Annotated in this window: 20 protein-coding genes and 2 pseudogenes; 8 read left to right on the top strand and 14 right to left on the bottom strand. The window is 56.0% G+C overall.

Annotated elements, in window-relative coordinates:
• Positions 1 to 220: 220 nt before the first annotated feature.
• The 3 genes from ompR to ERD84_RS07795 are packed head-to-tail and all read left to right on the top strand — an operon-like array spanning position 221 to position 2963.
• Positions 221 to 955 carry an osmolarity response regulator transcription factor OmpR gene (ompR, locus tag ERD84_RS07805; protein ID WP_013742819.1) on the top strand — a complete coding sequence of 245 codons (735 nt, stop codon included), beginning with the start codon at positions 221 to 223 and terminating at the stop codon, positions 953 to 955.
• A gap of 34 nt (positions 956 to 989) precedes the next feature.
• Positions 990 to 2393 carry a sensor histidine kinase gene (locus tag ERD84_RS07800; RefSeq protein WP_130039075.1) on the top strand — a complete coding sequence of 468 codons (1404 nt, stop codon included), beginning with the start codon at positions 990 to 992 and terminating at the stop codon, positions 2391 to 2393.
• A gap of 21 nt (positions 2394 to 2414) precedes the next feature.
• Positions 2415 to 2963, top strand: coding sequence for a peroxiredoxin (locus ERD84_RS07795; protein WP_130039074.1), 549 nt, complete (start codon positions 2415 to 2417; stop codon positions 2961 to 2963).
• A gap of 27 nt (positions 2964 to 2990) precedes the next feature.
• Here ERD84_RS07795 and ispF read toward each other — a convergent pair whose 3' ends face one another.
• Together ispF and ERD84_RS07785 are read right to left on the bottom strand one after the other, a co-directional pair.
• Complete coding sequence (gene ispF / locus ERD84_RS07790) at positions 2991 to 3473, bottom strand: 2-C-methyl-D-erythritol 2,4-cyclodiphosphate synthase (RefSeq protein WP_130039073.1); 483 nt, start codon at positions 3471 to 3473, stop codon at positions 2991 to 2993.
• Between the two features lie 19 nt (positions 3474 to 3492).
• Positions 3493 to 4269 (bottom strand): IspD/TarI family cytidylyltransferase, encoded by a 777-nt coding sequence (locus ERD84_RS07785; protein ID WP_130039072.1) that lies wholly within the window; start codon positions 4267 to 4269, stop codon positions 3493 to 3495.
• A gap of 30 nt (positions 4270 to 4299) precedes the next feature.
• Between ERD84_RS07785 and mfd the strand changes: the two genes are divergently transcribed.
• Positions 4300 to 7764 (top strand): transcription-repair coupling factor, encoded by a 3465-nt coding sequence (gene mfd / locus ERD84_RS07780; protein ID WP_130039071.1) that lies wholly within the window; start codon positions 4300 to 4302, stop codon positions 7762 to 7764.
• Here the strand turns inward: mfd and ERD84_RS16170 are convergent.
• Together ERD84_RS16170 and ERD84_RS07770 are read right to left on the bottom strand one after the other, a co-directional pair.
• On the bottom strand, positions 7697 to 7948 hold the full coding sequence (locus ERD84_RS16170) for a nuclear transport factor 2 family protein (RefSeq protein ID WP_371743171.1): 252 nt from the start codon (positions 7946 to 7948) through the stop codon (positions 7697 to 7699). The two genes, mfd and ERD84_RS16170, sit on opposite strands and share 68 nt — an antisense overlap.
• Before the next feature lie 103 nt (positions 7949 to 8051).
• Positions 8052 to 8870: an alpha/beta fold hydrolase gene (locus ERD84_RS07770; protein ID WP_245150644.1), complete on the bottom strand. Its 819-nt coding sequence runs from the start codon at positions 8868 to 8870 to the stop codon at positions 8052 to 8054.
• A 48-nt stretch (positions 8871 to 8918) separates the two neighbouring features.
• Here ERD84_RS07770 and ERD84_RS07765 point away from each other — a divergent pair, with 48 nt between their 5' ends.
• The gene (locus ERD84_RS07765) at positions 8919 to 9233 is read left to right on the top strand and encodes an ArsR/SmtB family transcription factor (protein ID WP_130039069.1); all 315 of its coding nucleotides are present in this window, start codon (positions 8919 to 8921) and stop codon (positions 9231 to 9233) included.
• A gap of 60 nt (positions 9234 to 9293) precedes the next feature.
• Here the strand turns inward: ERD84_RS07765 and ERD84_RS07760 are convergent, their stop codons facing one another.
• On the bottom strand, positions 9294 to 9689 hold the full coding sequence (locus ERD84_RS07760) for a DUF1330 domain-containing protein (protein WP_245150643.1): 396 nt from the start codon (positions 9687 to 9689) through the stop codon (positions 9294 to 9296).
• Positions 9690 to 9810: 121 nt separating this feature from the next.
• Here ERD84_RS07760 and ERD84_RS07755 point away from each other — a divergent pair, with 121 nt between their 5' ends.
• Together ERD84_RS07755 and ERD84_RS07750 are read left to right on the top strand one after the other, a co-directional pair.
• On the top strand, positions 9811 to 10191 hold the full coding sequence (locus ERD84_RS07755; protein ID WP_130039068.1) for a nuclear transport factor 2 family protein: 381 nt from the start codon (positions 9811 to 9813) through the stop codon (positions 10189 to 10191).
• A gap of 40 nt (positions 10192 to 10231) precedes the next feature.
• Entirely contained in the window at positions 10232 to 11083 is an 852-nt protein-coding gene (locus ERD84_RS07750) for a helix-turn-helix domain-containing protein (RefSeq protein ID WP_209019821.1), read from the top strand.
• Between the two features lie 14 nt (positions 11084 to 11097).
• Here the strand turns inward: ERD84_RS07750 and serB are convergent, their stop codons facing one another.
• On the bottom strand, positions 11098 to 11949 hold the full coding sequence (gene serB / locus ERD84_RS07745; protein ID WP_130039067.1) for a phosphoserine phosphatase SerB: 852 nt from the start codon (positions 11947 to 11949) through the stop codon (positions 11098 to 11100).
• Between the two features lie 144 nt (positions 11950 to 12093).
• On the opposite strand from serB, the gene ERD84_RS07740 reads away from it, so the two are divergent.
• A complete protein-coding gene (locus ERD84_RS07740) occupies positions 12094 to 14592 on the top strand; it encodes a DUF3772 domain-containing protein (RefSeq protein ID WP_245150642.1) in 2499 nt (832 codons plus the stop codon).
• Here the strand turns inward: ERD84_RS07740 and ERD84_RS16140 are convergent.
• The 8 genes and pseudogenes from ERD84_RS16140 to nuoI all read right to left on the bottom strand — a co-directional run.
• Positions 14507 to 14713 (bottom strand): annotated as a pseudogene (locus tag ERD84_RS16140) (DUF2818 family protein); the annotation flags it as partial. The gene ERD84_RS07740 and the pseudogene ERD84_RS16140 sit on opposite strands and share 86 nt — an antisense overlap.
• A 240-nt stretch (positions 14714 to 14953) precedes the next feature.
• Positions 14954 to 15049: pseudogene (locus ERD84_RS16135) on the bottom strand (DUF2818 family protein); the annotation flags it as partial.
• Positions 15050 to 15053: 4 nt separating this feature from the next.
• Positions 15054 to 16535, bottom strand: a complete 1482-nt coding sequence (gene nuoN / locus ERD84_RS07730) for an NADH-quinone oxidoreductase subunit NuoN (RefSeq protein WP_130039065.1) — start codon at positions 16533 to 16535, stop codon at positions 15054 to 15056.
• 12 nt (positions 16536 to 16547) lie between these two features.
• The gene (locus tag ERD84_RS07725; RefSeq protein ID WP_167667361.1) at positions 16548 to 18035 is read right to left on the bottom strand and encodes an NADH-quinone oxidoreductase subunit M; all 1488 of its coding nucleotides are present in this window, start codon (positions 18033 to 18035) and stop codon (positions 16548 to 16550) included.
• Positions 18036 to 18046: 11 nt separating this feature from the next.
• Positions 18047 to 20047, bottom strand: coding sequence for an NADH-quinone oxidoreductase subunit L (gene nuoL, locus ERD84_RS07720; RefSeq protein ID WP_130039063.1), 2001 nt, complete (start codon positions 20045 to 20047; stop codon positions 18047 to 18049).
• 16 nt (positions 20048 to 20063) lie between these two features.
• Positions 20064 to 20372 carry an NADH-quinone oxidoreductase subunit NuoK gene (gene nuoK, locus ERD84_RS07715; RefSeq protein WP_013742830.1) on the bottom strand — a complete coding sequence of 103 codons (309 nt, stop codon included), beginning with the start codon at positions 20370 to 20372 and terminating at the stop codon, positions 20064 to 20066.
• Positions 20369 to 21007: an NADH-quinone oxidoreductase subunit J gene (locus tag ERD84_RS07710; protein ID WP_130039062.1), complete on the bottom strand. Its 639-nt coding sequence runs from the start codon at positions 21005 to 21007 to the stop codon at positions 20369 to 20371. Before ERD84_RS07710 ends, nuoK begins: the two co-directional genes overlap by 4 nt.
• Positions 21008 to 21024: 17 nt before the next feature.
• The gene (nuoI, locus tag ERD84_RS07705) at positions 21025 to 21513 is read right to left on the bottom strand and encodes an NADH-quinone oxidoreductase subunit NuoI (protein ID WP_013742832.1); all 489 of its coding nucleotides are present in this window, start codon (positions 21511 to 21513) and stop codon (positions 21025 to 21027) included.
• Position 21514 lies beyond the last annotated feature (1 nt).

Raw genomic sequence — 21514 nt, 5'->3', positions numbered from 1 at the left:
CCCAGGCAGCGACAGCCGACTGGCGGTAGCCATTGAAATAGTACCAATTCAGGCCTTTAACGTATAAAATCAGCAGAAACGACCGGTAACATTCCAGCCAAAACAGAGTTACTTCAAGTACTTACACTAAAATGTAACCGTCTTTTCTACCAGACGCTTAATGTGTAATATCTTGCTACATGCTCTGTACGGCTCAACTCGACCCTGTTACATTTTCCCCATGAACACACAAAATCAATCTCTCGCCCGAAAAATTCTTGTCGTCGACGACGACCCTCGGTTACGTGATCTCCTGCGCCGCTACCTGACGGAACAGGGTTTCAATGTTTTTGTCGCCGAAGACGCCAAAGAAATGGGCAAACTATGGCAGCGCGAGCATTTCGACTTGCTCGTGCTTGATCTCATGCTTCCCGGCGAAGACGGCTTGTCCATCTGCCGCCGTTTGCGTGGTGGCCACGACAACACCCCCATCATCATCCTGACGGCAAAGGCCGAAGAAATCGACCGTATCGTGGGCCTGGAAATGGGTGCCGACGACTACCTGTCCAAACCCTTCAACCCACGCGAACTTCTGGCACGCGTCAATGCTATCTTGCGTCGTCGTGGCACCGAAGAGCATCCAGGAGCCCCCAGCCAGGAAAACGAGTCTATCGAATTCGGCCCCTACGTATTGAATCTGTCCACGCGCACACTTACGCGCAACAACGAACAGGTACCCATTACAACAGGCGAGTTCTCCGTACTCAAGGTATTTGCCCGTCACCCCAAAATACCGTTATCGCGCGACAAGCTCATGGAGCTTGCACGCGGACGCGAATACGAAGCTTTCGACCGTAGCCTCGACGTGCAAATTTCACGACTGCGCAAGCTGGTTGAACCCAATCCTTCCAAACCCGTCTTCATCCAGACGGTATGGGGGCTGGGCTATGTATTCGTCCCTGATGGCGGCCATTGATCGCTTGCGAGTGTAGATCAGCAAGCGTTCATTCATGCCGTTACCGCAAAACCCCAGAACCAAGATCAAATCGCGGTTCCGCTTAGGCCTGTTCACCCGCTCTTTCCTGCTACTTGCAGGTCTGATGCTGGTGAGCCTGGTCGCGTGGCTGCAGGTGTTCTTCAGCATGGAGGAAGGGCCGCGCGCGACCCAGATGGCCCAACGTGTCACTACGGCGGTCAGCATTACCCGTAGTGCACTCATATACGCGCCAACCAGCGTGCGCCCCGCCCTGCTGCTGGACCTGGCTACCAAAGAAAGTCTGCGGGTACAGCCTCTGGAGCCCACCGACACCCTTGAGCCGCTACCCGATTCCAATTACTGGAATCACGTCGCTGCTGAAATCAAGCAGCGCCTGGGGTCTGAAACGCGCGTCATGTGGACGGTCAACAACACACCTGGCATATGGGTCAGCTTCGACATCAACAATGACCACTACTGGCTGGTTTTCGATCGCGAACAGTTGGGGCTGACCTCCGGCGTCGAATGGTTTGGCTGGGGCGCCACCGCGCTTCTGCTTGCCCTGATCGGCGCAGCGGTCAGCGCCCGCTTTGTCAACCGCCCGCTGGCGCAATTGGCCAAGGTTGCCCAGCAGTTGGCACGGGGTGAAACTCCTTCTCCGCTACCTGAAAAAGGACCTGCCGAAATTCGCGACATGAACATCGCCTTTAATCGGATGGCGCGCGACATACGGCAAACCGAAGCCGATCGCGAAATCATGCTTGCCGGAATTTCACACGACTTGCGTACACCTTTGGCACGCATGCGCCTGGAGATCGAACTGAGCGACGTCAGCGACGAAACCCGCCTGGCCATAGACGAAGATCTGGGCCAAATCGACCACAGCATTGGCCAGCTCATGGAGTACGCCAGGCCCGCCGCCGCTGCGCCCGAGCAGGGCATCAATGTGTCCTCGGTACTGCAAGACGTATTCGAGCGCGAACGCAGCCATACCGAATCACTCGGAGACGAGCTCCAGGCCAACATCGCTTCCCATCTCTATGCACGAATCAATGCTCACGACCTGAAACGCATCGTGAGCAACCTCATCGAAAATGCTCGGCGTTACGGCCGCACTCCAGCTGATGACCGCGCGCACATACAGCTTGTCGCCAGGCAGGAAGGCAGTATTGTCGCCATTGAAGTCCAGGACAAGGGAACAGGCATAGCGCCTACCGATATCCAACGGCTACTGCGTCCGTTTTCACGCGGAGAATCTGCACGCACTGGTGTAAGCGGAGCCGGGTTGGGGCTGGCCATCGTCGAGCGCCTTTTGGGCCAGGTAGATGGTACGCTTGAACTTATTTCACAACCATCGGGCGGCCTGATTGCGCGCATAGAACTACCTAAAGTGCGCAGCAAAGAAGCAAGCTCAGGCCGCCCCGGATCCAAAGCGTAGTGCGTCAATACGGAGTTCTGTATGAAAACAGTAGGCGATAAGCTCGACCCATTCAAAGTAACGGGCGTCAAACCTGGCTTCAATCTGCACGAGGAAAACGGCGTTTCAGCTTTCGAAGACATTACCGAAAGCTCATTTCCCGGCAAATGGAAAGTCATCTATTTCTACCCCAAAGACTTTTCTTTCGTATGCCCTACCGAAATTGTCGGCTTCAACAACCTGACGCAAGACTTCGAAGACCGCGATGCCGTCCTGATGGGCGGATCGATCGACAATGAATACGTCAAGCTGGCCTGGCGTCGCGAGCATGCCGAGCTGAGCAAGCTGGGTCATTATCAGTTTGGTGACACCGCAGGTTCCCTGATTGATCAACTAGGCATACGAGAAAAACTGGAAGGCGTAGCCTTGCGTGCAACCTTTATCGTCGACCCCGACAACATCATCCAGCATGTGTCGGTCAACAATCAGAGCGTAGGACGCAACCCCGAAGAAGTACTGCGCGTGCTTGACGGCATTCAAACCGAAGAACTATGCGCCTGCAACCGCTCGGTGGGTGGCGACACGCTGTAGGCAAGCAGCAGCGCCCTACCGGCGCCTTTATGCCGTCAGCAACACCACGACGTTTGCGGCAATGCCCTCTTGCCGACCAAGATAGCCCAAGCCTTCATTGGTTTTGGCCTTGATATTCACATCTTGCGGCGTGATGGCCAGATCTTGGGAGATATTGGCGGCCATCGCAGCCACATGCGGCCCCATTTTGGGCGCTTGTGCATGCAGGGTGGCGTCTATATTGATGATTTTCCAGCCGGCCTGCGTCACCTTATCGTAAGCAGCCCGCAGCAACACCCGACTGTCGGCCCCCTTATAGGCCGGATCCGTGTCAGGAAAATGGCGCCCGATATCGCCCAGGCCGGCTCCGCCCAGTATGGCATCGGTAATCGCATGCAGCAGAACGTCGGCATCCGAATGCCCCTGCAGGCCATGTGTATGCGGAATCGTCACACCGCCTATGATTAGCGGACGCCCCTGAACCAGCGCATGCACATCGAACCCTTGCCCTACCCGTAAGGAAAAACTCATTACCTCTCCTGTTTTGTGCTTAAAGCCACTTTTCCATCAATTCGAAATCTTCGGGCCAAGTGACCTTGAAGTTGCGCACGGATCCGGGTATCAGCAAAGGCGTATAGCCCGCGGCCTCGACTGCCGAGGCCTCATCGGTGAACTGATCCACCGAGGCATGAGCAGCCAGCAAGGCTTCTACCAAACGGCCCGCTGGAAACATCTGAGGCGTCTGGGCCAGCCACAGGCGCTCGCGAGGAACTGATTTTTCAACCCCGACCAGTGCCGGCATTTCGCGAACGCCTCCTTCCGGGCCGTCATCGTCCAGCCCCACGACTCCAGCCAGCTTGACGGTATCGGCCACAGGCTGTGCCAGCAGGCCGCCTGCCCGACGCTGCAGGCATACGTCTATCAGGCGCTTCAGGGCGCCAGCCGGCAGCCCTGGCCGTGCCGCATCGTGCACCAGCACCCAATCGTCATCGCCCAGGCCAGCCTCTTGCAGCGCCGCCAGCACGGTCGCCGCACGGCTGGGCCCGCCACAAGGGCGCCACACCGTGCGTGGCAAACCTGCCAGCGCCTGCTCTACCCAGGTGTCCTGCGTTGCCACAGCCACCCTGACCTGTGCAATACGCTCATCAGCCAGCAGAGCTTTGACAGCCCAGCGCAGCATGGGTTCGCCCTTGAGCAAACGATATTGCTTGGGAATGGACTGGGCCGCCAGCAAGCGGCCGCGGTCGTGATCTGCCGCCGCAGGCCCTGTTTGGGCACGCGCGCCAATACCAGCGGCCGGGACGATAGCAATCAATTTTCTTGACATAAGGAAAGGCATTTTATAATGGTGGGCTACATGAATACAGAAACAGCTCCTTCATTGACAATTCCCACAACCAAAGCCGTACTGGCCGCCTTGAAACCTGGGCACAGGCATGTGCAGGCCTTGCCTCCCGGCTCGGGCGACGCATGGTGGCTGGCCGACCTGGCGCGCGCATCCGGTAAGACAGTCGTGGCACTTTGCGCCGACCCGTTGGCCGCCCAGCGTCTGGCCGACGAGGTATTACTGTTTGCGCCCGACTTGCGCGTGCGACAACTACCCGATTGGGAAACCTTGCCCTATGACGGATTCTCGCCGCACCAGGATCTGATTTCAGAACGTCTGCGCACCTTGCACGCTTTGATGCAGGAACAGGTCGATGTACTGACTGTACCCGTGACCACCGCATTGTATCGACTGGCGCCACCCGAATTCCTGGCCGCCTATACCTTTGCGTTCAGACAGGGCGACAAGCTGGATGAAGACGGCTTGCGCAAGCAACTGACACGGGCCAACTACAGCCACGTCACACAGGTTACCGCGCCAGGAGAATTCTGTATACGAGGCGGGCTGATAGACCTGTTTCCCATGGGTTCGGCCTTGCCCTATCGGCTGGACCTGTTCGACGATGAAATCGAGTCCATACGCAGTTTCGACATAGATACCCAGCGCAGTCTGTACCCGGTCAAAGACGTGCAATTATTGCCCGGCCGCGAATTTCCGATGGACGAAGCTGCGCGCAATCAGTTCCGGGCGCGGTTCCGTGAGGTATTTGAAGGCGACCCGTCGCGCGCACTGCCTTATAAAGACATAGGCAACGGCATTGCCTTTGCCGGTATCGAATATTATTTGCCGCTGTTTTTCAGCCAGACCGCCACGCTGTTCGACTATCTGCCCGAACAAGCATTTACTGTTACGCTGGGCGACATTGACCAAACCATTCAGCGCTTCGCACAAGATACGCACAGCCGTTATCAATTCCTGAAAAGTGATCGCGAGCGTCCCGTCCTGCCACCCGAACAGCTATTTCTTGATCAGGAAGACCTGTTCGCCCGTCTAAAAGCCTTTGCACGATTGGTCCTGAGCACTGAGAAATCGCACCCTGATTTCCAGCCTGCGCCCAATGTTGCGGTCGCCCGACGGTCCGAAGACCCTCTTGCCAGCCTGCGCAAGTTATTGAGTCAGAACGGCCAGCGTGTTGTTTTATGTGCCGACTCTGCCGGGCGGCGTGAAACCATGCTGCAAATGCTGGCTGAATTCGACATCGTTCCCGACTCGGGTAGCGAAACACTTCAGGATTTTCTGAACTCAGACAATCAATGTCGTTTTGCCCTGATTGTTGCCCCACTAAGCAGTGGTTTCAGCGTCACAGGCTTATCGCTGGTGCTGATCACGGAAAATGATCTGTACCCCAGCCAGGCGCGCACGCTGCGGCGTGGCAAACGCACACAAGAACATGGCAGCGATGTCGAAGCCATGGTGCGCGACTTGTCGGAACTGCGCGAGGGCGACCCGATCGTCCATGCCCAGCACGGCATAGGCCGCTATTGCGGCCTGATCGAAATGGATCTGGGCGAAGGCCAAATGGAATTCCTGCACCTGGAATACGCCAACGGCAGCACGCTCTATGTACCTGTAGCGCAGTTGCATGTCATTGCGCGCTATAGCGGAGCCGACCCTGAACACGCTCCGCTGCATCAACTTGGGTCGGGCCAATGGGACAAGGCACGCCGCAAGGCAGCCAAACAGGTGCGCGATGCCGCCGCCGAACTGCTTGCCCTGTATGCTCAGCGCGCAGCGCGCGAAGGTTTCCGCTTCAAACTACCTCCTAACGACTATCAGGCCTTTACAGAAGGCTTTGGCTTCGAGGAAACGCCTGATCAGGCAGCCGCCATCGAGGCTGTCATGGGAGACATGACCTCGGGTCGCCCCATGGACAGGCTGGTTTGCGGCGATGTGGGCTTTGGCAAGACTGAAGTCGCCTTGCGCGCCGCCTTTCTTGCTGTCATGAATGGCAAGCAAGTCGCCCTGCTATGCCCGACCACCCTGCTGGCCGAACAACACGCACAGACCTTTGCCGACCGCTTTGCCGATTGGCCAGTCAAGGTTGTCGAGCTGTCGCGATTCCGCTCATCGAAAGAAGTGGCGGCAGCCATCAAGGGCTTGAATGAGGGCCAGGTAGATATCGTTATCGGCACTCACAAAATCCTGTCGAAAGAAGTGAAGTTCAAACAATTGGGCCTGGTCATCATCGACGAAGAGCACCGATTTGGTGTCCGGCAAAAAGAAGCCCTGAAGGCCTTACGCGCAGAGGTGGACGTGCTGACGCTGACCGCCACACCCATACCCCGTACGCTGGGCATGTCGCTCGAAGGCATACGCGACTTTTCCGTGATCGCCACGGCACCGCAAAAGCGGCTGGCCATCAAAACCTTTGTACGCCGCGAAGACAACAGCACCATACGCGAAGCCTTGCTGCGCGAACTCAAGCGCGGCGGGCAGGTGTACTTCCTGCACAATGAGGTCGACACCATACACAACCGGCGGGCCCGCCTTGAAGAACTGGTTCCCGAGGCGCGCATCGCCGTAGCCCATGGTCAAATGCCAGAACGCGAGCTTGAGGAAGTCATGAAGGGCTTCTACCAGCAGCGCTACAACGTTCTGCTGTGCACGACCATCATTGAAACCGGCATTGATGTCCCTACGGCCAACACCATCGTGATCCACCGTGCCGATCGCCTGGGCCTGGCTCAGCTGCATCAATTGCGCGGACGCGTCGGACGTTCGCATCATCAGGCCTATGCCTATTTGATGACGCCCGGCGAAGACGCCATGACTTCCAATGCCAAGAAAAGGCTGGAGGCCATCCAGGCCATGGAAGAACTGGGCGCCGGCTTCTTCCTGGCCATGCATGACCTGGAAATCCGCGGCACGGGCGAAGTGCTGGGCGAATCGCAGTCGGGCAATATTCACGAGATTGGGTTCTCGATGTATTCCGACATGCTGAATGCTGCGGTACGTGCTCTCAAATCGGGCGAAGAGCCCGACCTGGACTCCCCTTTCTCTGCGCTATGTGAAGTTAATCTGCATGCTTCGGCGCTGCTGCCTTCGGACTATTGCCCGGACGTCCACGCACGCCTGGGCATGTATAAAAAACTGTCGCACGCCAAGCATGAAGACGATTTGATTCATATCCAGGAAGAGCTGATCGACCGTTACGGCAAGCTGCCTGAGGCGGCACAGACGCTGCTGGCTACCCACCGTTTGCGGCTTCATGCGGAGCCGCTGGGCATCAATAAAATAGACGCCAGCGAAGCCCAGGCACTGATACAGTTCTCGGCCAAGCCCAATGTGGATCCTTTACGTATTATTCAATTGCTCCAGACGCGCCGCGACGTAAAGCTGGCCGGGCAAGACAAGCTGAAGGTGGAGATCAAGCAAGGCCAGCAGGTGGCTGCGCGTATCGATGCGGTGAAGAATGTATTGCGGGCGTTAGTGTAGGACGTGCTCGAAATGCTATCGGCTCAACGGGTGGGCTGACGACAGCCCGTTGGCGTGTCCAGTAGTCGCGCACAGCCTCATGCCCATGAACGTGACCGCCGTCCATGCCGTTGGCCCAGGCAACGTCGTCGGCAACCGCGGCAAGTACGCCGCCGATGTCTCTCGCATTGAAGCACTCATACATTCCCTTGATAACTTCAATATCACTCTTCGACATATTTACTTCCCCAGAAGGAGTTGAAGGGATTGTTGATAGCAGCGAGCCAGCATTGCTTGACGAACTGCCGTCAGGTGTTGGCGAGCTGTTTCAGGACGGCCGCCACAATGGCTTCCGGGCGATCTTCTTGCACAAGATGCCCTGCATTCCTAATTGGGACACAGGGTCCGTCCGAAATCAGAGAAGCCAAAGCTTCACCGTTCTCGTACGGAATCCAGTTGTCGTTCTCCCCCCACAAGACCTTCACCGGGCAGTCCATAACGCGATATCTTTCCTGAAGCTCATCTGTGTACTTCTGATCCATCTGCGCAATCTGCCGATAAAAGGCTGGCTGGCCAATCAGGCCCAACCAGGGTCTGCTGTAGACATCGAGCGCTTCATCAGAGAGAGGGTTACACGCTGCCGTCTGCAAATACGCTTTCAGGAGTGCGCGATGCATGTAGTCGGGCATCCCCGAAAAAGCGTTCTCATGCTTGCGAACGTGTTGGATTAAGGGCGATCCCCAAGGAGCCAGGGCAACAGCGTCAAATATCGTCAGGGAGGCGTAGCGTAGCCCGTCCAAGTAGTAGGCGCGCAAAGCGGTAGCGCCGCCAAAATCATGCGCCAAAACATCAGGGCGTTCAAGGCCCCACTCATTGAACAACGCCGAAAGCGCCTTGTTTTGCACGGCGAGTGACACATCTTGACCTTCTCGCATTTCGGATTGCCCATAGCCCACTAAGTCAAAGAAGTAGACGGTTCTGCGATCGACAAGCTGCGGCACGATCCTGCGCCATACCTGTGAAGAAAATGGTGTTCCATGAATGGCCACGAGAGGTGGCCCGTCACCGGATTTCCCCCATCTGACAGCATTTCCTTCGATCATCAACGTATTCGGTAAATTCAGCACAAGCGTCTCTCATATCGTTAATTCGCTAAGTGACGATATAATAGGTGGATGAAACGTTCAATGCAAATTAAGGCGATGGCCAGCGAAGTCCGTATGTCAATCTTGCGGTATTTAGCCGATGCGAAGAAACACTTCGGACATCAGTGGTCAGCAAACCCCGAGGAATTCGGGGTTTGCATGACCTTGATCGCTGAGGCAATGAATATATCGCAGCCGACGACAAGCAGGCATCTGGATATCCTGAAGCAGGCAGGATTCATCATCGTTCGCAAGCACCAGAAGTGGTCATACTGCAAAAGAGATGAAGCGGTGATCCAAGACTATCTGGCATGGTTGCAACAGCAGCTGTCGACTGCAGCATAGATCCACTTTGGTTCGACTATGGTCAATGACCAAAGCCCTAGTCGACTCGAAGCGAACCTTTTAAACAAGAATGTCGATAGCGCGGTGGGCTGGTGGCACACCAGGGGCGAGAAAAACTATACCGACGCTGTTCTCCATTCTTAGCGGCTTAATCGCCCGGTAGTCCGGTGAGTCATACCAGCTCGAAGCAAGCTCCAGGCTTGGAAATTCGATGACAATCAAGTCGCCCGTTGGTTCACCCTCCAGCGGCAGATATGGCCCACCATGAATAATGAATCTTCCTAAGTACGGTTGAAGCGTCGCGTCGATGTGCTCCAGATAGTCGCGAATAGCGCCACTCAATCGTGTTTCATTAATAATTCCGACGGCATAGGCTGGCATGTATAGCTCCATGTTGATTGACGCTGACAAGAAGGCAACACCGTGTTGCGATAGCATTACGGTATTTTCCAGCATAGACTCCGGCGAATCGATTACCTGACGGGTAATCGACCAAACTGACGTGGCCCTCCAAAATGTCGCTGTCGCACTCGACAAACAAGTCCTCAAGGACCTGGTAATTTCAACGGAGAATTCCATGACCACCAATAGGCCTCCAAACACCCCAGCCGAAATTGCTACACAATATGTGCATATCTGGAATGAAAGTGATCCGACGCGCCGGCGCACGTTGATCGAACAAACATTTACGCCGGATGCCAGCTACATTGACCCGCTCACGCAGTCCACCGGCCACCAAGCGCTCGATGCGATGATCAGCGTTGCCCAGGCGCAGTTTTCTGGTCTAAGCTTTAGCGTGTCTGGGAAGCCGGACGGGCATCACGAGGTGTTGCGCTTTTCGTGGTCTCTTGGGAAAGATGATGCCTGCCCGGTAGCGCGCGGGACCGACATCGCGGTCATCGCGCCCGATGGACGGATCGAACGGATTACAGGCTTCCTCGACAAGATGCCTTCCTGAAGCCGCTGATCCAGCGTCCGCCAGTCAGCCAGGAGAATAAATGGATCAACAAGAGCCGATGCGGCATAGTGTGGATACGAGCTGCTACTTTACTGATTTTGCCGCAGCGTTGCGCTATTGGCGGGGCAAGCGAGGCTACAGCCAGCTTCGATTATCAACGACAAGCGGCATTTCGCAGCGACATATTAGCTTTCTTGAAAGCGGTCGTTCGCAACCCAGCCGTGAGATGGTCGTGAAACTGGGGCTTATTCTCGACATCCCGCTGCGGCAGCGCAACGGGATGCTCCTGGCAGCAGGCTATGCCCCGGCGTACAGAGAGCGCAGTTTATCCGATCCTGAGCTGGTGCCAGTGAAGCAGGCACTGGACTTCATGCTGGCCCAGCAAGTACCGTATCCCGCACTGGTGGTCGATCGCCTTTGGAATCTTGTGATGGCAAATGCACCAGCGTTAGGCATGATACGCTGGTTGCTAGATACACCGCAGAGCACGCCGTTGCGAAGCGAGGGAGTCAATGTCCTTAAATTGATGCTCGACCCGAATGGTATTCGCAATCACCTGCAGAATTGGGAGGATGTCTGCGCAGATCTATTGCACTGGATTCAGCGCGAAGCAATGAGCGATGGTCCTGCTAGCGAAGCAGCAGCCCTTCTCAGCGAACTGGCAGCCATGCCTGGGATCAATGCGGCGACCCGCCAAGCTAATCTTGATACGCTTGCGTTGCCATTCTTGCCGATGCAAATCCATAAGGACGGTATGACATTGAATTTATTCACTTCGATCGCCACCATAGGTACGCCGCACGACGTGACTGTACACGAGTTGCGGATCGAATCTTTCTTTCCAGCTGACGCAGTTACTGCGAGCTGGTTTCAGACGCGCTACAGGAGCTAGCGTTCGAACCCCAATCAATGGCTTAACCGAAACCAATTCAAAATACCATCCAGCGGAGCCACATTCAAAGCATAACGAGCCTGCTCGCGCACCACAGGCTTGGCCCGATACGCCACCGAAAAATGCGCATGCGCCATCATCTTCAAATCATTGGCGCCATCCCCAACCGCAATGATTTGCTCTGCACTGGCGCTCAATTCCGTAGCCAGCGCCTGCAAATGATGAGCCTTGCCCTGTGCATCAACAATATCGCCCTGCACTCGGCCCGTCAGCACACCATCGGCCACTTCCAGCACATTGGCATGGCAAGCATCCAGGCCCAGACGTTCCTTCAGGCGCTCGGTAAAGAAGGTAAACCCACCTGAGACCAGCAAAGTCTTCAGGCCGTTTCGCTTTGCTGTAGCAATCAAGTTTTCAGCACCCGGATTCAAGCGCAAACGCTCGCTATAAACTTGCTCGAGCGCAGAAACGGGAACCCCTTTCAGCAAGGCCACCCGCCGCGTCAAACTTTCAGAAAAATCAGTGATTTCTCCACGCATGGCCGCTTCCGTAATAGCCGAAACCTGTTCCTTGCGCCCCACCATGTCGGCAATTTCATCTATGCACTCGATATTGACGAGCGTCGAATCCATATCCATGGCCAGTATCCGGCAATCGCGCAGGCGTGTAATTTGCTCGAAAAAAGCGTAATCCATACCGAAAGTTTCGCAGCAGGCCCGCACTTCGGCACGCGCCTGGTCGTCGACATCGAGCAGACGCACGGCAGTATTGCCCAACTCCTGCACCCCTGCTGCGCTGGCGATAGCCGCTATCTTTTCAATATTCGCGGAAACAAGATTGGGAGCCTGCAAAATAAGATGAGTCATAGCTGATTACGGTAAGCCTTGATAAAGCAAATGATCAAGCCGCCATTTTACCCGCAGCAAGTAGCAATATGAACGGCACCGTTACGCTCCGCATTCCCCCTGCCCCCTCCAAGTGCTAAGCTAGTTCTTTTCGTATAAAAATCAATGACTCCAACTCATTGTTCCAGTCGGCCTCTGCTCATGCAGGCCATGCTCAAAAGATGGTGCCCGGCACTCATGCGCTGCCTGCTTGTGCTATGCCTCGCTTTTTTCACAGCCATCGCACCTGTCTACGCGCAAGACCAGGGCTCTCCCGCCGAAATCAGCAAAACACTCGATACTGTGCGCGCACAAATCGATGCATTGCAAAACGATCTTGATGCGGCGGCTGAGGAGCCTCTGGAAGATAGCGAACTTCTACGCCTGCGCGATACGGCACAAGAGGCCTCCAAGCAGGCGCAGCAAGCCGAGTCCACGCTAGAACCCCTCTTGGCCAGCATGCAGGCGCGCCTGGCCGAACTGGGCGAGCCCGCTACAGGCATCACAGAGGCTCCAGACGTTGCCACGCAGCGACGTGAATTATCCAAAAATGTCAGCCTGCTGGATGCCCAGATCAAGCTGGCCCGCCTTATCGATGTCGAAGCCGGACAGGCCAACGTGCGCATCCTGCAGCTGCGGCGCGCCCAGTTCCAGGCCGAACTGGGTAAGCGCAGCAATTCGGTGCTCGACGACGATTTCTGGGGTGAGCTGCGAACGCTGCTGCCCCAAGACATCAACAGCTTGAAACCTGTATGGAAGGAATTGAAAACCGCTGCCCAGGAGCAAGGCAAGCCTATCTGGCTGGCCGTACTGCTGGGCATCGCCGTCATTATTATCGTGCGCAAGCTGGCCGGACGACTGCTCTGGACCTTGACCACTACTCGCGTGGCACCCGGCCGCTTACGGCGTTCGCTCTATGCCACCGCTCAGCTTGCACTGGCAACCGTAACGCCAGGCGCCATTGCCGAAATCATCCACGCCGGCATCAATGCGCAGTCTACCCTGCCGGGCGATCTGGACGGCTTGTTGAACCAAGCCACTGGCGCTGCATATTTTGCCGGATTTGTGACCGGCCTGGGCCGTGCGCTGCTCTCTGCCGACAGGCCTACATGGCGGCTGATATCTCTACCTGACCCAGTGGCCAGCGGGCTGCGGTGGTACCCGGCTGTGCTTGCCATTACCCTGGCTGCCGGCTGGATGGCCCAAAAACTGGCCACATTGGTCAATGCCAGCCTGGCAGCCACCGTCGTGCAAAACAGTCTCATGACGCTCATACTGGGTACGCTGCTGGCCCATGCCATGCGTCGTGCGACCCGCCTGCGGCGACCTCCTGCCCCAGACCCCCACGCTGTCGCCTCCGAACCTGCGCCGGCACCGATGCCCGCCGGATATTTTTTCGCTAGAGGCCTGGTCTGGACAGCGGTCATCATTAGCTTCGCATGCCTTGCACTAGGCTATATTGCGCTGGGCAGCTTCATCAGCAGGCAAACGGCATGGGTCCTTATCGTATTGGGTTCGGCTTATCTGCTCAACGGCCTGATCGAAGACGGCAGTGAAAGCATACTGGCCGCCATCAAACGCAATACAGGTGACGAGCACTATGCCAGGCCCATGACGCGCGTACGCAGCCAGGTCATAGTCCTGCTGGCCGGAGCAGGCCGCCTGCTGGTCCTGTTACTCGCCCTGGTGCTGTTGGCGGCCCCTTTTGGCGACGGGCCCGCCGCTTGGTTGCAGCGCCTGGATTATCTCCATAACGGCATAGCCATAGGCGAAATCCAGCTACGGCCGGCGACCATGGTTTTCGCACTCGTGGTCTTGCTGATAGGGTTTGCTGCGGTCAAGATAGTCCAGGTCTGGCTGGCCCGCCAGTACCTCCCCACCACCAGTCTCGATCCTGGCATGCGTTTGTCAGCCGCAACGCTTTTTGGCTACGCGGGATATGTTCTGGTTATCGCTCTTTCGCTTTCAGCGGTAGGCATAGGCCTGGAGCGCGTTGCCTGGATAGCTAGCGCCTTGTCGGTGGGCATAGGCTTTGGTTTGCAAGCAGTCGTACAGAATTTTGTGTCAGGCCTGATTCTGCTGGCCGAGCGCCCGGTCAAAGTAGGCGACTGGGTCACACTAAGCGGTGTCGAAGGCGATATTCGCCGAATCAATGTCCGCGCGACTGAAATCCAGATGGCCGACTACTCTACGATCATTGTTCCAAACTCGGAGTTCATTACCAAGATCGTGCGCAATGTCACACATGAAAACCCATTAGGCAGAGTCCAGATCAAGCTGGCCCTGCCGCTAGACAGCAACGCCGATCAAGTGCACGACTTGATACTTGCCGCTTTTACCGACAATATGGATATTCTGGACGATCCGGCCCCGGACGTCATGCTGGAAGGCGTTGAAACCACCGGCCTCATCTTCAACGCAACCGGGTATGTGCATACACCCCGTGCTGCCTACAGGGTGCGCAGTGCCTTGCTGTTTGAGTTGTTGCGGCGCTTCAAGGCGAACAAGCTGACACTCATCAACCCGCCCGCCATGGTGCTTAAAGAGACTTACGTTTCGGACGGCGCATCAGGTAGCGGAATACAAAGCCGGGATAGCCAAGCACCAGAAACAGACTCAGTGTAACGGCATAGAACTCCCAGGTTTGGCTAAAGGCATTACCCATGTTTACTTCAAAGGCAAAACCCAGCGTACCAACCAAGCCGTAAAATACCAGCACCTCAAGCAAGCGCGCCAAGAAAGACTTGTGTATGTCATGGCTGCGATTGTGCCAGCCTGGAAAAGCCAGCAACAAAGCAGTCAAGCCGAATACCAGCGCCAGCTTGCCAACGAACAGCGCGACTGAAGCCAAATCGGATGCCATGAAGAAAGCGCGCCCGATCATAAAAAAGCCCGCGTAGGCCAGCCCCAGCAATAGGCCGAAAAAGACCAGGGAAGCTACCCATTGCAACCAAAAGGGGCGTTGGGGTTCGCCGGCCTGCGTCCAGGGCAGTACCAGAAAGGGACGCTGCACGACAAAGGGCAGATTGGCAGTGAGCAAGGACAGCACGATGACTGTCCAGACAGCAAATGATAGGTTCATTCGTTCAGAACTTCAGCGAGCCTTCAATCACCCGTACACACAAGGCCATCAGACCGCTGGGTAGTACACCCAGGGCGATGATGAGCAGGCCATTGACGGACATCAGCCCACTGGTGATCACGCCGTTGCTGATGGGCTCTGCATCGCCTTCCGGCTCGTCAAAGTAAGCCACCTTGACCACGCGCAGATAATAGAAAGCGCCGATCAGAGAGAAGATCACTGCCACGACGGCAAAAGCCACATGACCCGCACCAACCAAGGCTTGCAACACAGCCAGCTTGGCATAGAAGCCCGCCAGAGGAGGAATACCCGCCAGCGAAAACATAGCCAGCATCAGCATGGCGGCCATAATGGGGCTGCGGCGATTCAGACCTTTCAGGTCGGAAATCTCCTCACACTCAAACCCTCTGCGGCTGAGCAACATGATCAGGCCGAAGGTAACCAGGGTGGTCAACACATAAATGACCATGTAAAACAATGCAGAGCCATAAGCCCAGCCCGTTACGGCCTGGTTCTGACCCACACCCGACAACAGGCCCAGGAAAATGAAGCCCATATGGGAAATCGTGGAATAAGCCAGCATGCGCTTGAAGTTGGTTTGCGCAATGGCAGCCAGATTACCTATGGCCAGCGACAGCATGGCCATCACCAGCAGCATGGGCTGCCAATCGATGGCGATGCCATGCAGGCCTTCGATGAGCAAGCGTAGTGTGATGGCAAGGGCAGCAAGCTTGGGAGCCGCACTGACAATGAGGGTAACCGCTGTCGGCGAACCCTGATAAACGTCGGGTGTCCACATATGGAATGGTGCCGCCGCCAGCTTGAACGCCAGGCCCGCAACAATAAATACCACGCCAAACACCAAGGGCAGACGCTCGGCATTGCCCCCGGCAATGACTTGCGCAATCAGACGCAGGTCGAGCTGGCCGGTAGCGCCGTAGATCATGGACAGACCGTACAGCAGCACACCTGAGGCCAAGGCACCCAGCACGAAGTACTTCATGGCAGCCTCGGTTGCCTTGATATCGTCGCGACGCAAGGCAACCAGGGCATACAGGGCGAAGGACATAAGCTCGACACCCAGATAAACCGTCAACATGCTGCCGGCCGAAATCATGACCATCTGGCCCAGCAGTGCAAACAAGGTGAGCGAGTAAAATTCACCACCGTGCTTGAGCATATCGCGCTGCTCAGCGTACTCGCGTCCGTAGATCAGTGTGGCGGCCACCGCGATATAAGACAGTACTTTCAGAAAGTGCGACAGCGAGTCGACCACATATAGGCCACCGAAGGAGTTGCCCTCTACGCCACTGTTCCACTGCCACAGGGACACTACGGTCAGCACCAGCAACACACCAATACTTAGCGTAAAGGTGGTGTGACGTGATTCGGTTTTGTTGAAAGCATCGAACAGCAGCACGATCGCTGCCAGAATCAGTAGCGTAATCTCGGGCGCAGCCAAGGCGAAGTCAAATGGATTTTGCATAGTATTTGAGGCCTACAGTTTCGAGACAGAGACATGCTGCAGCAGTGCTTCTACCGACACGTGCATAACGTCTGTAAACGGCTTGGGATAAATGCCCATGTACAGTACCGCAATGGCCATGATGCCCATAATGAAAAACTCGCGCGGGCTCAGGTCTGACATGCCGCGCACATTGTCGTTGGCAATGGCACCAAAGGCGACGCGTTTGTACATCCAGAGCGAATAGGATGCGCCCAGTATCAACGCTGTAGCAGCCAGCAAGCCTATCCAGTAGTTGTATTCGACTGCACCCATGATGACGGTGAACTCACCCACGAATCCACTTGTGGCCGGCAAGCCGGCATTGGCCATAGAGAACAACAGGAAAAACGTTGCAAAACGCGGCATGACGTTGATGACGCCACCATAGTCATCAATGCGACGAGTATGCAGGCGGTCGTACAGTACCCCTATGCACAGGAACATGGCGCCCGACACGAAGCCGTGCGAAATCATCTGGACAATGGCGCCTTCCATCCCGGCTGTATTGAACAGAAAAAAGCCGAGCGTGACAAAGCCCATATGAGCTACCGACGAGTACGCCACCAGCTTCTTCATGTCGTCCTGGACGATGGCGACCAGACCGATGTAGATGACGGCAATCAGCGACAGCGCAATGACAATGCCGGCCAGGCTATGTGAAGCATCGGGTGCGATGGGTAGCGAGAAGCGCAGGAAGCCGTAAGCACCCAGCTTCAACATAATGGCAGCCAGCACCACTGAACCACCTGTAGGCGCTTCCACGTGGGCATCGGGCAGCCACGTGTGGACGGGCCACATAGGCACCTTGACGGCGAATGCTGCAAACAAGGCGATGAAGATCAGTATCTGTGGCGTCATGCCCAGTGGAAGTTCATGCCAGGTCTGAATATCGAAAGAGCCGCCGGCTGCATGCCACAAATAAATGAAGGCAATCAGGGTCAGCAGGGAACCCATCAGCGTATACAGGAAAAACTTGAATGCTGCGTACACGCGATTGGGCCCGCCCCACACCCCGATGATCAAATACATCGGTATGAGCGTGGCTTCGAAGAACACATAGAACAGCATGCCGTCCAGCGAGGAAAACACGCCAACCATCAGGCCCGACAGAATCAGGAAGGCCGCCATATATTGCGATACACGGCTGGTAATGACCTCCCAGCCGGCGAGCACCACAATAATGGTAATGAAGGCTGTCAGCAGTACAAACCAGAGCGAAATGCCGTCGATGCCCAGATGGTAGTTAACGGCAAAGGTTTCGATCCAGCTGGCCTGTTCGACAAACTGCATATCGGCTGTCTGGGGATTGAAGCCTAAATAAAGTGGCAGGGTCACCAGAAAACCGGCCACCGAACCTACCAGGGACAGCACGCGTGTAAGCCCCGGCCGGTCATCGCGACCCACCAGCAGGACAATCAATCCTGCCACGATGGGCACGAAGATCGAAAGCGTTAACCAGGGAAGAGTAGAAGACGCCATATCGCTAGCCATCAGTTAACCGTCAGCACAAAAAAGGAAAGTAAAGCCATGATCCCGATGATCATCGCAAAGGCGTAGTGATAGATATAGCCGGACTGCAGGTGCCGGCTGACAGCCGCCACCCAGCCCACTACGCGGGCACTGCCATTGACCATCACACCGTCGATCAAACCGCGATCACCCACTTTCCAGAAGCCATGACCCAGGCAGCGGGCGCCGCGCGCCACCACCTGCTCATTGAACCAGTCAGCGTAGTACTTGTTATCGAGAATGCGGTTGATACCCGACAAGCTGCGGTGAATGGCTGCAGGCACTTTGGGGTTGACCATGTAGCAATACCAGGCCACGACGAAACCAGCGATCATGAGCCAGAACGGCAAGGTCACAAAACCATGCAGGGCATAAGCCACCCAGCCATGCCAGTGTGAGGCCAGTTCGGCCATGGCCGGATGCTCGGGCATGACAGCAATGACGCCATTGAAGAAGCCGTCGAACAACAGCGGATCGATGAACCAGGCACCCGCCACCACAGATGGTATCGCCAGCAATACCAAAGGCAGGGTCACGACCCAAGGCGACTCATGCGGAGTGCCGCCATGATGGCCGTGATCATCGTGACCATGGCCGGCATGACCATGGGTGTCGAAGCGTTCTTTGCCGTGGAAAACCAGGAAATACACCCGGAACGAATATAGGGAAGTGACGAACACACCAATCAGGGTGGCATAGTAGCCAAAACTGGCACCCCACACCTCGGCCGCGCCGGCCGCTTCGATAATGTGCTCTTTCGAGTAGAAGCCTGCAAAGAAAGGCGTACCCACCAGAGCCAGCGTACCCAGCAAAAAGGTGATCCAGGTAATGGGCATGTATTTGCGCAGGCCACCCATGTTGCGGATATCCTGGTCATGATGCATGCCAATAATGACCGAGCCGGCACCCAGGAACAGCAAGGCCTTGAAGAAGGCATGCGTCATCAGGTGGAAGATAGCAACGGAATACGCCGAAGCGCCCAAGGCGACAGTCATGTAGCCCAGTTGGGACAAGGTCGAATAGGCAATGACGCGCTTGATGTCGTTCTGGACGATACCCAAAATACCCAGGAACAAGGCTCCGATCGCGCCAATAACCATGATGAAGGACAAGGCAGTTTCGGAATGCTCGAATACGGGTGAAAAGCGCGCCACCATGAAGATACCGGCAGTCACCATGGTTGCTGCGTGGATCAGCGCCGAAATAGGCGTCGGGCCTTCCATGGAATCAGGCAGCCAGGTGTGCAAAGGCACTTGTGCCGACTTACCCATGGCACCCACAAACAAGGACAGGCAGGCTACCGTCAGCATTTGCCAGTCGGTACCCGGGAATATCGTGGTGGCCAGCTCATCGCTCTTGGCAAAGATATCACCGTAGTGCATGCTGCCCGTATAGGCGAACAACAGACCTATGCCCAGCACGAAACCGAAGTCACCCACACGGTTGACCAGGAAGGCCTTCATGTTGGCGAAGATGGCCGTGGGGCGCTCGTACCAGAAGCCAATCAGCAGATACGACACCAGACCCACCGCTTCCCAGCCGAAGAACAGCTGAACCATGTTGTTGGACATGACCAGCATGAGCATGGAAAAGGTGAACAGCGAAATATACGAGAAGAAACGCTGATAGCCCGGATCGTCGGCCATATAGCCTATGGTGTAGATGTGCACCATCAGCGAAACCGATGTCACCACGACCATCATCAGGGCCGAGAGTGAGTCAATCAGGAAGCCCAATTCCACCTTGGTGGTGCCTATGACCGACCAGGTATAGAGCGCGCCGTCGTAGGTGTGGCCATCAAGTACCTGGAACAGTACGATGACCGAGCCTATGAAGGAAATCAGCACACCTGCGATGGTGATCAAGTGCGAGCCCCGGCGACCCACGAAACGGCCCAGGAAACCTGTACCGAAGAAGCCAGCCAATATGGCGCCGACCAGCGGAGCCAGTGCAATCAGTAGATAAAGATTAGGTGAATTCATAGTATGTGCAATCCCATCAACCCTTGAGCTCGTCAAGTTCTTCAACGTTGATCGTATTCAGGTTGCGGAACAGCAACACCAGAATCGCCAGGCCGATGGCTGCTTCGGCAGCCGCCACCGTCAGGACAAAGAAGACGAAAACCTGTCCGGCGGTATCACCAAACCAGGTGGAGAACGCCACGAAGTTCATGTTGGCCGAAAGCAGAATAAGCTCGATGGACATCAACAGAATGATGAGATTGCGGCGGTTCAGGAAGAAGCCGAATATACCGATGGCGAACAGAATGGCGCCAAGTATCAGGTAATGAGCAAGCGTCAGTGTCATGGTTTGTCTCCTTGGGCCTGATCCGTATTGGCCGCTGCGGGCGCTTCAGTTTGCGAGGGTATGCTCACCATACGCAAGCGATCTTGCGCCCGTACCCTGATCTGATCGGAAGGATTGGTGCGCTTGACGTCAGAGCGCTTACGCAAGGTCAAGGCAATGGCAGCGATCATGCCCACCAGCAGGATCACACCACCGACCTGCACCGCAAACACGTAATCCGTATACATGGCCACGCCCAGGGCGTGTGTGTTGTCGACATCGTCGGCGATGACGGCCGCCGGGCCGGCATCAAACCAGCTTTTAGCCAGTACAAAAGCCATTTCCAGCACCATGATCAGGCCGATGATCAGCCCCATGGGCAGATAGGTTTTCATACCTGCGCGCAAGGCATCCATGCGCACATCCAGCATCATCACCACAAACAGAAACAGCACCATGACGGCGCCCACATACACCAGTACCAGCAGCAGGGAGAGGAACTCGGCGCCCTGCAGCATCCAGATCATGGATGCCGTGAAGAAAGTCAGGATCAGGTGCAACACACCCGTGACGGGGCTGTTTGCGGTAATGACGCGAAATGCCGCCACCACCAGCACCAGCGCCAGCACATAAAACAGAATAGTAGAAAAAATCATAGGTGTCGGATCCGGCATCAACGATAAGGGGCGTCTTCGGAACGACGGCGCGCAATTTCTGGTTCGTAGCGGTCGCCGATGGCCAAAAGCATGTCTTTGGTGTAATACAGATCGCCACGCTTTTCACCGTGGTATTCCAGAATATGCGTCTCGACGATGGAGTCGACGGGACAGCTTTCTTCACAGAACCCACAGAAAATGCATTTGGCCAGATCGATGTCGTAGCGCGTGGTGCGGCGGGTGCCGTCATCGCGCTCTTCGGATTCGATGGAAATGGCCAGCGCCGGACAAACAGCCTCGCACAGCTTGCAGGCAATGCAGCGCTCTTCTCCGTTCGGGTAGCGACGCAAAGCATGCAGGCCGCGGAAACGCGCCGATGTAGGCGTTTTTTCCTGTGGATAGCGCAGTGTTACCTTACGCTTGAAAAAATACTTGCCGGTCAGGCGCATGCCCTTGAGCATTTCAGACAGCATCAGGCTGCCGAAGAAATCTTTGATAGCTTCCATA

The organism is Pollutimonas harenae, from assembly GCF_004153685.1.
In the GTDB taxonomy this organism is placed as follows: domain Bacteria; phylum Pseudomonadota; class Gammaproteobacteria; order Burkholderiales; family Burkholderiaceae_B; genus Pusillimonas_C; species Pusillimonas_C harenae.
This window is presented reverse-complemented; position numbering and strand designations above follow the sequence as displayed.